At 34.8% G+C, this 14,663-nt stretch carries 11 protein-coding genes; all 11 read left to right on the forward strand.

Annotation, left to right across the window (positions count from 1 at the left end; translation table 11 throughout):
• The first annotated feature begins 5 nt into the window (after positions 1–5).
• Positions 6–806 (forward strand): hypothetical protein, encoded by an 801-nt coding sequence (locus AC0VXY_RS04385; RefSeq protein ID WP_475527035.1) that lies wholly within the window; start codon positions 6–8, stop codon positions 804–806.
• A gap of 128 nt (positions 807–934) precedes the next feature.
• Positions 935–3,085 carry a DEAD/DEAH box helicase family protein gene (locus AC0VXY_RS04390; protein ID WP_475527036.1) on the forward strand — a complete coding sequence of 717 codons (2,151 nt, stop codon included), beginning with the start codon at positions 935–937 and terminating at the stop codon, positions 3,083–3,085.
• 3 nt (positions 3,086–3,088) lie between these two features.
• On the forward strand, positions 3,089–3,244 hold the full coding sequence (locus AC0VXY_RS04395; protein ID WP_475527037.1) for a hypothetical protein: 156 nt from the start codon (positions 3,089–3,091) through the stop codon (positions 3,242–3,244).
• Positions 3,234–5,225, forward strand: a complete 1,992-nt coding sequence (locus tag AC0VXY_RS04400; protein ID WP_475527038.1) for an AAA family ATPase — start codon at positions 3,234–3,236, stop codon at positions 5,223–5,225. The genes AC0VXY_RS04395 and AC0VXY_RS04400 overlap by 11 nt, the downstream gene beginning before the upstream one ends.
• 4 nt (positions 5,226–5,229) lie before the next feature.
• On the forward strand, positions 5,230–5,736 hold the full coding sequence (locus tag AC0VXY_RS04405; protein ID WP_475527039.1) for a hypothetical protein: 507 nt from the start codon (positions 5,230–5,232) through the stop codon (positions 5,734–5,736).
• Between the two features lie 26 nt (positions 5,737–5,762).
• Positions 5,763–6,008 (forward strand): hypothetical protein, encoded by a 246-nt coding sequence (locus tag AC0VXY_RS04410; RefSeq protein ID WP_475527040.1) that lies wholly within the window; start codon positions 5,763–5,765, stop codon positions 6,006–6,008.
• A gap of 163 nt (positions 6,009–6,171) precedes the next feature.
• Positions 6,172–7,815 carry a hypothetical protein gene (locus tag AC0VXY_RS04415; RefSeq protein ID WP_475527041.1) on the forward strand — a complete coding sequence of 548 codons (1,644 nt, stop codon included), beginning with the start codon at positions 6,172–6,174 and terminating at the stop codon, positions 7,813–7,815.
• A 105-nt stretch (positions 7,816–7,920) separates the two neighbouring features.
• Complete coding sequence (locus tag AC0VXY_RS04420; RefSeq protein ID WP_475527042.1) at positions 7,921–10,185, forward strand: McrB family protein; 2,265 nt, start codon at positions 7,921–7,923, stop codon at positions 10,183–10,185.
• 2 nt (positions 10,186–10,187) lie between these two features.
• A complete protein-coding gene (locus AC0VXY_RS04425) occupies positions 10,188–12,659 on the forward strand; it encodes a DUF2357 domain-containing protein (RefSeq protein WP_475527043.1) in 2,472 nt (823 codons plus the stop codon).
• 163 nt (positions 12,660–12,822) lie between these two features.
• On the forward strand, positions 12,823–13,479 hold the full coding sequence (locus AC0VXY_RS04430) for a hypothetical protein (protein ID WP_475527044.1): 657 nt from the start codon (positions 12,823–12,825) through the stop codon (positions 13,477–13,479).
• A 133-nt stretch (positions 13,480–13,612) separates the two neighbouring features.
• Positions 13,613–14,050, forward strand: a complete 438-nt coding sequence (locus AC0VXY_RS04435; RefSeq protein WP_475527045.1) for a hypothetical protein — start codon at positions 13,613–13,615, stop codon at positions 14,048–14,050.
• Positions 14,051–14,663: the final 613 nt, after the last annotated feature.

A 14,663-nucleotide genomic window follows, 5' to 3' on the forward strand; every position in this document is an offset into this window, starting at 1 on the left:
ATATAATGGAAAGAAAGCCAGTCCATGTAGCCATGTTCAGTGGGGGAGCAGCTAGTTCATATGTTGCATACAAAATGGTACAAGCTCATGGGAAAGAAAATAGTATATTATTCTTTACCAATACATTATGGGAAGACGATGATAATTACCGCTTCATGGATGAAGTTGCTGACTATATCGGAATAGAAATTACCGAAAGAATCGATGGTAGAACACCAGAAGAAGTATTCTATGATTACCGGTTCCTAGGGAACTCACGATTAGCTAAATGTTCTGAAGAGTTAAAGGTATATCAAACGATTGTATTCCTAGAGGAACTCCGGGACAAGCATAATCTTGAACCTATCTTATATTTTGGGATTGGACCTCACGAGTCACATCGTGCAGATAATTTAAGAGAATTTTATAAGCATTATCCTTTAGAACCTATTGAAACTAGATTCCCGATGATTGAGACGTTTAGAGCAGATGTTGACGCTAGATCTATTATTGAGAATGAATGGGGAATTAAACTACCAAGAATGTACGAGATGGGCTTCTCTCATGCAAACTGTGGTGGGCGTTGTGTACGTGGAGGATTTGGTCACTACGCCCTATTATATAAAGTATGGCCTGATCGTTATCAAGAGCAAGAAGAAATGGAAGAAAACTTCCGTGAGCATTTTGAGAAAGATGTTTCAATTCTTAAGAAAAACGGTGGCCCATACACACTAAAAGAATATCGAGAACAAATGGAGCGCGAAGGCGTAGACAACTTTATAAATATTAAAGATGAAACTGTGCCTTGTGTTTGTTCATTTTCATAATAAGAAATACCCACTAGATTTTCTAAAATCTGGTGGGTATTTTTTGTCAACAATTGTATTATATTTGTAATATTATTGTTATAATATTACTGAATGATACTATTCTACTAAATTTGAGATGATAAATTATGAATTTTACACAATTAAATATTAAGACTGATTACCGTTCTTCTAATGATGATGTTGTTAAATCATTTTATAACCCTGTTTTGAGCAACTCTATTTTATACAAAAGAGCTGTAGGCTTCTTTTCTTCTTCTTCATTGATCGAATTGTCAATGGGCATTGAGGGGTTAATTAATAATAGTGGACGAATTAAACTAATATCTTCTCCTAGACTAGACGAAAAAGATCTTGAAGCTATATCTAAAGGTTACTTAGATAGAGATAAAGCAATCGAGAATTCACTTCTAAGAAGTCTCAATGCACCTAATAATGAGTTTGAAGAGGAGAGATTAAATTTTATCTCTAACCTCATATGTCACGGTTACTTAGATATAAAGATTGCATTTTTAGAAACCAAAAATAAACTAGGGATGTACCATGAGAAGATTGGCATTATGTATGATGAAAATGAGAATAAATTAGCATTTAATGGATCTCTAAATGAGACTCAAAATGCGTTTTCATCTAACTTTGAATCAATTGATGTGTTTTTTTCATGGGTAAATGGTGACGACAAAAGAGTTGCGACTAAAGAGAACGATTTTGATGAGTTGTGGAATGATAATACTTCTGGAGTTAAAGTAATACAATTCCCAAAGGCAGTAGAAGAAAAAATGTTGAGTTATAAAAAAAGTGATTTAGTCTTCGAAAATAATGAAAATTATACTGTTAATAAGAAGATGGATACATTCCCGGCTATTCCAAAAGGAATGACCTTATATGATTACCAATTAGAGGCTATTAACAACTGGAAATCCAACAATTTTAAAGGGATATTTAACATGGCAACTGGGACGGGAAAAACGATAACTGGTTTATCAGCTATTGTTGAACTGTCTAAGTATGTTCAACATGATTTATTTATTATCATTGTTTGCCCTTATCAACATTTGGTCGAGCAGTGGGTAGAGGACATAATTAAATTTAATGTAAATCCAATAATTGGGTATTCGAGTTCTGGTCAAAAAGATTGGAAAAGAAGACTTAAAAGAGCAGTTATTGATTTTGACATGAAATTAAATATTCAATTTAATAAAAGTTGTTTATTTGTCACTACTAATGCCACCTATTCTTCTAGTTATGTACAAGAACAAATAAGCAAATTAAAAAGAAACGTCCTTATTGTAGTGGATGAAGCTCATAATTTCGGCGCTCTAAATATGAGGAATTATCAATTAGATAATGCCCCTTATCGACTTGCATTATCTGCAACCATTGATAGACACGGCGATCCGGAGGGCACACAGTCATTAAGAGAGTATTTTGGACCTGAATGTATTAACTATTCGTTAGAAGTTGCTATTCGTGAAGGTAAGTTGACACCTTACTATTACTATCCTATTCCCACTTATTTGTCAGAAACGGAATTACAACAGTATAGAGAGTTATCGAGAGAATTAGCAAAATGCTATATGTTCAATGAGGATGGAGCACAAAAACTCAGCGAAAAAGGAAAGAAAATTGCAATTAAACGGGCAAGACTAGTTGCAGGAGCAGTAGATAAACTAGTTAAGTTAAAAAAAGAAATTTTAAAGAAACCTGATCAATTTGATAAGCACACATTAGTATACTGTGGGGCTACCACAATAAAAGATCCAGATTATTTAGACGGAGTTATGAATTTAGAAGAAACGAAACAGATAAGTCACGTCTTAGATATATTAGGTAATGAATTAAATCTAAAAGTAGCAAAGTTTACTTCAGAAGAAAATAGAGAAGAGAGAATTAAACTAAAGCAAGAATTTTCAAAAGGAAATAATATTCAAGCACTTGTTGCAATAAAGTGTTTAGACGAAGGTGTAAATATTCCAGAAATCAAAAATGCGTTTATTCTAGCAAGTAGTACTAATCCTAAAGAGTATATTCAAAGGCGAGGTAGAGTGTTGAGACTTGCTAAAGGTAAGGAGTATTCTACAATTTATGATTTTGTAACTCTTCCTAGAGACTTAAAAACAATAAAAAATTTAAATGAACAAGAGATTGCTACTGACCTTTCTTTGGTGAAAAAAGAGATAGAAAGAATCAATGACTTTTCAAGTTTAGCCTTAAATGAGGCAGAAGGCCTGAAACTTATTAACGAGTTAAAGGAAGCATACAGTATTAAAGAGGTGTAATCATTGAATAATTTAGACGAAGGAAAAGTCAAAAATATTATGCGTAGAATTGTGGAACTTGAAAAAGATAACTTGAGAACAAAGAAATATCGAAAAGAAGAAATGCTAAAAAAAATTCAAAAAATTATAGAAGAGGAGGTCAAAAAGAATGTTTATTAAGAGTATTACACTTGAAAATTTCCGACAATATAAAAATAAACATACAATTAATTTTGGCACTTCTCAAGATAAGAATGTGACAGTTATATTAGGGGAGAATACTAGCGGGAAAACGACTCTTCTTCAAGCATTCAATTGGGTATTATATGGAAAAGCAAATTTCAAAACAAAGGATTTTTTATTAAATCTTGAGCTCGCTCAGGATTTAAAAGTTAATGAGTCTAAAACTGTTAAAGTGAAACTAGTATTAATGCATAATTCTACTCAATATACGATAGAGAGAAGCCAAGAGTACAAAAATACATCCCAAAGTGTTAATCCAATGCAGGCTAAGCAGTCAATAAGTTATAAAGATAAAGATGGCCAAACAAAATTCGTAGATTCTTTTGATCTAGAAGATACAGTAAATAAAATCATTCCAGAAGAATTAACATCTTATTTCTTTTTTGATGGAGAAAGAATAGAGAATTTAGGGAGAAATGAGAAAAAAGGCAAAGAAGATCTAGCCCGTGCGGTAAAAACAGTATTAGGGCTTGAAGCCTTAAACAATGCAGTTGAACATTTAAGTGCGGGGCATAAGCATTCAGTTATAGGACGTTTTAGAGAAAGTCTAGATTTAAGTGGAAATGCAGAATTAAACACATCTCAAAAAAATAAGAGTGATCTTTTAGACCAGAAAAAATCAATCGAAGAACAAATAACTTCAAATTTAAATTCAGTTGAATATTTCCAAAATCAGGTTGAAAAGAATGAGAAGATATTAAAGGAAAATCAAGAAATCAAAGAGATACAACTAAGAAGAAAACATAATGAAGATTCAATTGCAACAAAGAGAGAGTTGAACAATGAAATATACAAAGGTATAAAAAAAGAATTCAATGAGAAATTTATGTATTTTGGCACTAAGTTGATCTCAAAATCACAAGAAATACTAGAAAAGCAAAAAATGCATGATAAAGGAATACCTGAGATGCATGGTGACTCAATCGATTTTTTAATAAAAAGAGGTAAGTGTGTGTGTGGAACAATTATAAATTCTAATGAAGATGCAATCAATCATTTGAAACTAGAACAATCTTACTTACCACCACAATCATTAGGTACATTAATCAATAATTTTAGAAACGATGCTTCTCTTCATCTTTCTCCCTCCAACAACCTAAAGGAGAGTTTTATCAATCAATATAAGAAATTTAGAGAAAATGAAAATGAAATTTCAATATTACATGAGAAAAATGATGAAATTAGTGATGATATTTCTTCTTTCCAAGACATTGGAGAAGTTGAAAAAGAAAACAAATTATTCAAAGGAAAAATTAGTGAATATAACAGCCATAGAGAATCATTAAAGGAACGATTGGGAAGCATTGATCAACAAATCAATGATATTGTCAAAAAAATTACGGAATTTAGTTCAGCAGATGAAAAGAACAAACATATAAGTGAATATATTAAATATGCTCAAGTCGTTAATGATATTCTAAAATCTTCTTATGATAAAAATGAAAAAGAGTTTCGTGCAAAACTTGAAGAAAAAGTAAATGAGATTTTCAAAAAGATGTATCATGGGTCAAGGTCAATCAAAATCAATGAAAAATATGTCTATCAATTAGATACGCCAAATATTAATCAAGGGTTCTCTAATAAAGCTGATGAATCAAAAGGCCTTGAGATTGTAACCAGCTTTTCGTTTATATGTGGAATAGTCAAGTTAGCAAGAGAGAATATAAATCGTATTGACAACAGTTTAGAACTTACCTCTGAACCTTATCCCCTTGTAATGGATGGACCATTCTCGAATGCTGATGAAAAACATATTGAAAATATCGCTAAGATTATGCCTGAAGTAGCTGAACAGATATTAATATTTGTAATGCACAAGGACTGGAATCATGCAGAAAAAGTGTTGAAAAATAAAATAGCTAAAACATATGAATTAAAAAAGCAATCAGAGACTAGTACCGTTCTCAAGGAGTGTTAGATATATGTTCGATAAAGAATTTATATTCAAAGGTAAGCATGCAGAACTTGTAAATGAGTTAACCGATAAAGAATACGGAATTTTTAATAGAAACCTTGATGTCTTGTTTATTGCCCCCCTTATAGGACTTCACTATAACCACGTGGTAGATGAAGAGAATACTGGAAAAACCACAAAAATATTTGTAGAAACTTTAATAAAAGAACAAAGGAGACTAAAGTTTCTTTACAGATTAGTTATGTTGTTAAATTCTCAAAAATCAGATGCAGAAGAAAGAATAAAGATGGCTTTCAAAGAAGGCAGTAAAGAATCAACAGAAGAAAACAATAAAATATTTATAAGTTACGTTCTTGGTGGTGTTGAGAAGCTGCATGAAAAACTTCTTGCAGATATAACAACCTCAAATTACGAGGAAGATTTATTAGAGAATATGTATCAGTTGATAAATGAGTTTGACTATGATCTAAGAGATACAGACGATTTAGATATCGTTGATTTTGCTCTTAAGTAGATAATAACGAAGGAATGAGTTTAACGATGGCAGAGCCTATTGCAAAAAAACAATCCAAATGGCCAGAACAAATACCAGTTCATATTAAGAAAAAATTAGATGAAGAAGGAAAGGATTACTCACTAAATGATGTCATTGATGTTTGTGAAGAAATAATCTCCTTGTATGATGATGGTATTAATACAACAAACACTTGGGAAGGAGTAAAAGTTCCCGAATTAATGATGAGTACAGTAACATTTAAGAACAAATATAAGAGGTATGTAAAATAATTAATTACTTTTTGAGCTGGCGTTTGCCAGCTCTTTTTTTTGTGGTCCTGCTTATTGAGCAAAATAGGAATGATATATATACCATAGGTTTGTAAAGAGTTTCCTGTAAAATCCGATAATAAAAATATACAAGGAATAAGTGATTTAAAGGGAGCAAGTATAGATGAAAACTTCTACTACTAAAGATAGTATTCTAGCTTTGATTGACAGTCAGCTAAGTGAAATGATTGAGGAGTATAAGTTGCAGATTCAGGAATTAAAGAGAGTGAATAAGTCACTTGATCACCAGATATTGAATTTAAAAGAAGAAATAAACGTTATTTCAAGTGAAAATAATGAACTTAAACTAAGATTTCAAGCATTTGATGAAGAAAAGAAAGTTGATCAAATAGAACTTGTTCAACAAAAAGAGACAAATCATTATTTAAATCGGCTCAGTAAAATAGAGAGTAAAGTTGATTCTCTACAAAGTAAGGATACTATTGTGGCTCTTAATACATTGGAAACTAGTTCATACAATAAGGAAACACTTAAACTTCTTACACAATATTTTTCTGAGTTGTTTAAATACCGGCCGCAAGATGTACATGAACTAGATACTTCATACAAGGCTGTTTTCGACTTTATAAAAAATTTGAATCATTTGAAAGAAATCAAGAGCTTCATGCGTACTAATGCAAAACAAATCTCCGAACAAGTTATAGACACAAATGAACCAAACATTATCTCTGAGCTCGGAAGCCTTTATTTATGCTTTGATATGAACGATATTCTTATGAGTTATCTTGATAGAATCATAAATGAATGGGATTATATTGATTCAACTATAGATAAAAAAGATTTTGTTAGGATACTATGGTTAGCATTTTATTTAGATAAGGATGAAAATTTGCTCAAGAAAACTAAAGCCTCTAAAGCTTATTTAACACGGCCCGAAAAAGATTTTGCTCTTTATAAACTATGTACAAGTATATTAAAAGGGAATAATGTTTCACATACAGATTTTAAAAAAGTTGAATCCTATCAAAAGCAGGTAATCTTTCTGGATCTTAAAGAAAAAGAAAAGATTTTTAAGTCTATAGACAAGAGACTTGAAAGATTTGAAAGGAAAACAAAAAAAGTGCCGGGTAATAGCAATGCACAAGAAAATATCGAGAGAAACCATAGGAAAATCTGGTATGTAATAAAAATAAATGGAAATGAATATCAACTACCAGACACAAATAAGAAACTATTTGAAGAGTGGATATATTTAAAAGTTTTCAAAGATACCTTCTCAAGAAAAGAAGAAGGTTATGTATTAGTAAAGGCGCTTTCTGACAATAAATTAGGAAAAGCATATGTTACTCATAAGCTTTTTAAAGAAATAGTAAAAAAGGTCGGAAATATGTGGGTTGATGTAAGAGAATACAAAGGAGAAAGCAATGATGAAGATCAAATGAAGAGTCAAAAGAGAAATATAAATGACTTTACATGGCCAAGTACTGAACTATCTACTAACCATAGTGGTATAAGATCCGAAGATAATAACTTATTGAATGAGGAAAGTGATTTAAGAAAAATGGGATATCAAATCACAGGTAAATCAAGAGAGAAAAGATGGAAAGTTCTCGAAATCGCTGTTAAACAAATTGGATTACGTAAAGTAGCATATACAATAGCACAACATGTCAAGTTAAGAAAAGGGCAAAAAAATGAAACGAAAAAGTTTAGCTATGCCATCGGTGAATGGGAATATGATTTGACGAAATTAAAATCACGATACTATAAAAGTAACTTTACTTGGCCGACTACTAATATAAAATAGAATAATTAAATTTTATCAAATACCCACTAGAATTGGTAAGTCTCGTGGGTGTTTTAATTTAGGATATAATGGTATTAGTTATTATTAAGAAATAGGGGTAATAAAATGCAAAACAAAATGTTTGAACAATTTTTTGATAGCTTTTTTTCAAAAAATAACATTGTAAATTTCGCCGCCTTTACTCAATTCAAAGTGGATGTAAAAATAGACGGTTTTCTATTACATATTAATCAAAATAAAACAAGTGAAGTCTTTATTAAGAAAAATGTATTCTTAAAATATTTTGAGCATTTAATTCAAAATAGGAATATATCTTTTAATAACAAAGATGAAAAATCAATAGAGGCCTTAGTATTTTATATGTTAAAGTTACTTCCATTTGTTGAAGCTAAAAAAAATAATACTATTGAAATTAGATCTTATAGGACATCGGATCTTCCAGGACATTTTAATGATTCAATGAACTTTCTAACCGATCAAAATGTACTTAATAGGGAATTAATTTTAAAGTCACCTTTTTTTAGGTTAATATACAATCTTCTAGATCACATGGGAAGGTTATCGCCACAGATTAAGAGGAATATTTTGTTGGAAATTATGTATTTAACAATTAAAAGTTCTACAACAGGTACTCCAATAACCGAGTCGGTTGCAACTAGAAGATTAGGAGATACTTTATCTTGGTTACAAGGATTTAAACTTATTGATAACAATTTAGATGTTGTTTCTAGGTTTGCAGATCTTAATAGTTCTAAGAGTGTTAACTTCTGGTGGGTAAACCAAGGACAAAGCGCCAAACTTCAGATTGAAGGAGGCTTCCTATGGTCACCGAAAACAGATAAAAAAGGTACGCCCCTTGCCCACCATAATGATGTCATGCTAGCGCAACCCGGTGATATTGTATTTGCTTATTCAGATGTTGCGATTCGTTCTATATGTATAGTAGAAAGAGCTTCAGAAGATAAGCCAAAGCCTTCTTCATTTTCTAGCCATAGTAATTGGGAAGAGCAAGGCAATTACTTGAAGGTTCTGTTCAATACCTTAGATCAAGTTATAAATAAGGCAGAAATTCCTGAGCAATGGAGAAAGGATGAAGATGGTCCGTTTGATCGCAATGGAAATGTAAAGCAGGGGTATTTTTACAAAGTATCAAATTCTTTTAGTACTAAATTGTTAAATAAATTTAAAGATAGATTACCTCAAGAAATCGTTAATCATCTTCAGGTAACAGATGATATTAATGATGAAAATATAAGGAGTGAAATTATGACTTTTTCTACTGACCAGCAAGGGATTGATCATATTCACTCTTACATTTCAAACAAAGGTTTTTACTATGAACGAAAAGATATCATTAACCTATATCTATCTCTTAAAACAAAACCATTCGTCATCCTCTCCGGTATCTCAGGTACCGGAAAAACAAGAATCGTACAACTCTTTGCTGAAAGTCTTGGTGCTACGGCAGAAAATGGACAGTTTGCCCTAATTCCAGTAAGACCTGACTGGAGTGACGGATCCGATCTAATTGGATATCGGGATATTAAAGGAGAGTTTCAGGCAGGACCGTTAACAAAAGTATTAATGGAAGCGAATAAGCCAGAAAACCGTGATAAGCCTTATTTCTTGTTGTTGGATGAGATGAATCTAGCGCGAGTAGAATACTATTTTAGTGACTTGTTGAGTGTGATGGAAAGTCGTGATCGTCAGAATGGTGAGATGGTATCAGCTCCTGTTGTGGAGGAAGAAGAAGTAGGAAGACTTCTTTTACGAGATAATTTCTACATTATTGGCACAGTGAACATGGATGAGACGACTCATCCGTTCAGTCCAAAGGTGTTAGATCGGGCGAATACGATTGAATACAATGACGTGGTGCTAGATCATTTTGGATTTTTAACAAAGGATTCGATTGCTGAACCAGTAGATATAGACAATAAACAAATGGCTGGAAGGTTTCTAAATCTGAAGGATGCTTTCTTTGATCATGAGGATCTTGTGAGAAAGGTTACTGGGTTGCTTGTTGAAGTAAATACAATATTGGAACCGATTAAGGCTCATTTCGGGTACCGGGTACGTGATGAAGTTTGCTTCTACATGATTTATAACGATGAGGGACAACTGATGAAGTTTGATGACGCTTTTGATTATCAGTTAGTTCAAAAGGTTCTTCCAAGATTAACAGGGAACGATTTGAAAACGGAAGAGGCATTGAAGAAGCTATTTCTATTCTGTACAAGCCATGAGTGGGATGAGATGAATGCAGCCTCGATCGTGAAGGAAGCTCGTTTTTCTAAATCAGCGGAAAAGCTGTCTAATATGATTCCGAAAATCATGCATGATGGCTTCACTTCCTTCTGGGGTAGTTAAGGATGAATGGATTGGAAACGAAAGAGCTGCTGTATATTGAGACTGACGATTTCTCCCTTTATATTAAGGGTATGCCGTATAATGCGAGATTTGAGAGTTTAACACAGTATCGGAAGCATTCTGCTCTTGAGAAAAAAGTTATGGCGTTTACCTATAGAGGTGAGAGCGTTCAATCGGTAGAATTGTACGATGTTGAAACGGATTCTCTTGAAGAAGTGCAGGGTCAGCCATTTTCACCTATTTTCTTTGAAAATGGAGTGTATCAGTTTGTGATTTCTCCAAAGAAAGATAAAAGCCTGTCTTTTTATCATGAGCATCCAGGTTTAAGGAATGCGGTTGAACCAGTTGGTAGAGGAAGTCATCCGATCCTGATGGGGAATTTACAGTTTATGAATGAAGTGGGATATACGAGTTTTTCGATTAAGCATCATGAGAAAACATTGCTTGAAGTGAAGCTTGAAATTTTCCCAACGAAATTAGGTTATAAGGATGATTATCGTAAGCTTCTAGAGGAAGTAAATGATGAAGTGTATAATCTTGCTTTTCATTTTATTAAGAAGACGTTTCTCGGGGCTTCTAACCACTTATCGGAGAATCCTTCTTTGGCGGAGTTTTATCGGTTGATAGAGTTCTATTTTCAGAGCTTTATTAAGTCGATTCAACGGATTGAGGAACAGCCTCATCACCAGCTGTTGACGGAGCATCAAATGGTGAGAGGGGAACGGATTAAGAGGTTAGATAGCAAGGGACGTAAGCATTTACGAAGCAATCCTCAGTTGCTTATGGAAGCAGACAATGGACTAGTACTGCATGATAAGCCTGTTTTTCCTGTGAAGGGGTTAAATGCTCGAAAAACGATTACTTATGATACGTTAGAAAACCGATTTGTGAAGTGGATAATGGAGCGGCTAACTCATAAGCTAGCGGATCTTGCTGCTAAGATAAGCAGTCAATCGGGTAGGTATGAGCGGAAGGTAGATGAAGATTTGCTGCTCAAGGTCAAAGGGATGCAAGGTACCCTGAAAGCTTATTTGAATAAACCATTTTGGAAAGGGATAAGTAGTGTGGATCGAACGGTCACAAGCATGGTGATCCAGAGAAAGATTGGTTATCGGGATGCGTATAAAATCTATCTTGTTGTGACCAGAGGGTTGATGCTTGAAGGTGAGCTTTTCAAAATGTCGGTGAAGGATGTCGCGACGCTTTATGAGTATTGGACGTACCTGAAGATGGGACAGATATTACGAGCGAAGTATGTGCCCGAATATCAGGATGTTGTGGCAATTCGTCATGGCGCATTATTTGTTGACTTAGACCAAACTTCTAACGCAAAACAGGTGTTCACGCACCCTCAGACCGGAGAGCGAATTGTCCTTTCTTTTCAAAAGAGAGAAGGGAAGGTACCTACAGTTACGCAGAAGCCTGATATTATGCTTGAGGTGGAGAAGAAGTACTCACATAATCGCTATCATTATGTGTTTGATGCGAAGTATCGGATTGATTTCGGTTTTGGATCTGATCAGGCTGAAAAGGTTGGGCCGTTGGAAGAGGATATTAATACGATGCATCGTTATCGAGATGCATTGGTGAGAAAGCATCATGAGAGAGATAGCTATGAGCGGTATTCGTTTGGTGCGTTTGTGTTGTTTCCGTGGCATGAAGAACAGGTTTACTTAGACCATCCTTTTTATAAGAGCATTGATGAGGTGAATATTGGTGGACTGCCGTTTTTGCCTAATTCGACTGTGCTAGTGGAGACATTAGTGGAGCGATTGGTGGAGAGTAATCCTGAGGATCTGCAGGAAGAGGGTGTGCTGCCTACGGGTGCTTGGAAGCATTGGGAGTCTTCTTTGGATGTGAAGGTGCTTGTTGGAACGGTGAATGACAGGTCCGATTATCAAGAGTATAAGAGGGAAAAGTATTTTGAGCTAGACTCTTCTTCTTTAAAGAGGGGATGGCAGGAGAGTTTGTATGTTGCTCTGTATGTGACGAGTGAAGTGAGTAGTGAGGCGGGTCCTGTGAATGGGATTCAGTATTATGGAAGAGTTGAAGATATAAAGGTTAATGGCGGTAAGGTTAGGTTTGTAGTGGAGAGTTGGCAAGTCTTGAAGAAGGTGATTAAGCCTGTAGGATACGGGATCCAATCTCATATGATGTCGACAATGTCATTGTTGGAGCAGTCTGAGGAGCTTCCGGAGTTGTTTATGAAGTCTGGGGAGGAGATTAAGCTTTGGAGGATGTTGAGGCGGTTGAGTAGTAGGGTGTTTACTAGTTTGGATGATGTTTCTGTGGATCGTGCTCGGAAGGTCTTGGCATATCAGATTGGGCATGTGGAGGTTTTGTTGAATAGGGTTAGTGGACGGATTGAGGTTTTGCAGGATGGTGAGGTTTTGGAGGTTGTTTCTTTGGAATTGTTGAGGAAGCAGCCGGCACGGGCTTTTAGTTTGATAAGGAGTTTTGTGTTTAGTCAGTAATCTAGGAAGATAATTTGTCTGACGCTTAGTACGTTAATGTTTTAGTTAGGGGTCAAGCACCATTTTTCTAACCAACATTACTTTAGTAAGATGAAATCCTTCCCTGGTAAACCTAAAAGATATACATGTGACACGGAAAAAGGAGTTTTAGGAGGAATTAAGTTTGGTGAAATTAAAGTACTACACCGCATCCATTTTAATCGGAACATTATTGGTCGGTTGCTCAGCAGAAGAAACGTCTGAACCAAAACAACCAGTTGAAAAAGTAGCGAATGTAGAAGTGAAATCATTCAAGTCTATACAAGACGAAGAACAGAATGAGATGAAGGAAAACTTCTTGGAAAATAAGGAAGAAGCCGTTAAAGTCGTAGAGAGCTTAAAGAGGATCTTGGATGAGCCTATGGACGCTTCTCTGGTCGAAGCTGGTTTTGATAAGGAATATGATTGGTATTTAAAGTCTAAAAAAGTATCCAATGAAGTCGATGAGTTCCTAAGGTTTCAGGCTAAACCTAAATCAAGCGACTTGTTGAATATCAGGTTGCTTGCTGCTACAATCGGGCATCTTCAGTATGTAAGAACGGCCCATATAGACGACACGGGAGGGGAGACGGAAGCTCAAACAGCCGTGAGTGATTGGAGGCCGGCCAGTCTGGATTTGAATTATTCATATATGTATATGAAGAGAATCGTCCACGATTTAGACATTGCTCTAAATCATAATGGACAAGGCGAAACATTTGGAGTGACTTACTTGATGGACGGTGAGAATCTGGAAGAGTTGAAATCATTTATGAACGGTGGAGGGTACCAGGGAAGCTAAGGAGTGAGTGGGGGCGGAATCTCTTCTACTCATACAGAGGGAACCGTCCCCGGTTAACTCCAGCAGACCAATTTGAAGTCGCATTTCGAGTCAGAAAATGACTAGATAAATTAATAGTAGGAGGATGACAAAAATGAAAAAAACGATATTCATTGCCCTTTTAGTATCAGTACTTACAGGTCTATTTGCTGGGTGTAGTTCAACAAGTTCAGGAAACAGCGATAAAACCTCAAAGAAAATACCAGAGTTAGCAGGTGAGTGGAAACAGACAAATAGTAAATCCTCAGACACTTATCAAGCTGCTACAATTAGCAATGATACGATTGAAATCTACTGGATAAGCGATAACGGCGACACAAAATCTCTATATTGGGCTGGCTCATTTACCGCTCCTACATCTGCAGGCGAACCTTATACTTGGGATTCAGAAAATGACCATAGTAAAACGGAAAATGCTATGCTTGCATCTTCGGATGATACTAAAACTATGACATACCAAGATGGGGTATTAAGTTATGAGGTTTCTGCTTTGGGGACGACTACAAAGGTTAAGCTCGAAAAACAAAAATAATTACGAGACGGTTCTCACTCTACCTTGAAAAGTAGAATGCCAACCTTCCCCAGTTAACCTTTAGTCGACAATATAGTTCAGTAAGAAGTTGGTAAGGAACAAGAGCTTGCCAATAATGAGGTGATTAAATGAAGAATCAAATAATTTTAATATTTTTTGTGTCGGCGTTGCTTATTGGATTTCTTGTTTATATTGGCCCGTTCGCTCAATCACTGGGATTACAGTTTCTTTTTTTATTTTTCACGGGAGTAATGTCGTTTGCATCGTATAAAAATAAATATAAAGTACCTTTTGTTGTGCTATCTGTTTCTTTTTTAGTATCACTTAGTTCAATTATGTTATTAGTAATCAAATAATGATAGAACTGAGGGAACGAAACTCCCTTTCCTTTCAAAGTCTCAAATTCACAGGGACAGATACCTCGGCTATTGGTCCGAGGTATCTGTCCCTGTTTGTTAAATTGGAAGCGCTGGGACGTAGCTAGCGCTTCTTTTTACTAAGTAGAGTGGGTACGTTCCCAGTTAATTGAGTTCTCGACCCCACCACCAATATTTTGAATTTTCCACCTACTACAGGTACTATATGAATAGTGAGAAAAACTGTAAAAAGGAGG

This window comes from Rossellomorea sp. QJM3NY_18 (genome assembly GCF_056173145.1).

What these genes read in the sequence shown, in the direction of transcription:
- AC0VXY_RS04385 (WP_475527035.1), top strand. Translation starts at nt 6, where the DNA reads ATGGAAAGAAAGCCAGTCCATGTAGCCATGTTCAGTGGGGGAGCAGCT.
- AC0VXY_RS04390 (WP_475527036.1), top strand. Translation starts at nt 935, where the DNA reads ATGAATTTTACACAATTAAATATTAAGACTGATTACCGTTCTTCTAAT.
- AC0VXY_RS04400 (WP_475527038.1), top strand. Translation starts at nt 3,234, where the DNA reads ATGTTTATTAAGAGTATTACACTTGAAAATTTCCGACAATATAAAAAT.
- AC0VXY_RS04405 (WP_475527039.1), top strand. Translation starts at nt 5,230, where the DNA reads ATGTTCGATAAAGAATTTATATTCAAAGGTAAGCATGCAGAACTTGTA.
- AC0VXY_RS04410 (WP_475527040.1), top strand. Translation starts at nt 5,763, where the DNA reads ATGGCAGAGCCTATTGCAAAAAAACAATCCAAATGGCCAGAACAAATA.
- AC0VXY_RS04415 (WP_475527041.1), top strand. Translation starts at nt 6,172, where the DNA reads ATGAAAACTTCTACTACTAAAGATAGTATTCTAGCTTTGATTGACAGT.
- AC0VXY_RS04420 (WP_475527042.1), top strand. Translation starts at nt 7,921, where the DNA reads ATGCAAAACAAAATGTTTGAACAATTTTTTGATAGCTTTTTTTCAAAA.
- AC0VXY_RS04425 (WP_475527043.1), top strand. Translation starts at nt 10,188, where the DNA reads ATGAATGGATTGGAAACGAAAGAGCTGCTGTATATTGAGACTGACGAT.
- AC0VXY_RS04435 (WP_475527045.1), top strand. Translation starts at nt 13,613, where the DNA reads ATGAAAAAAACGATATTCATTGCCCTTTTAGTATCAGTACTTACAGGT.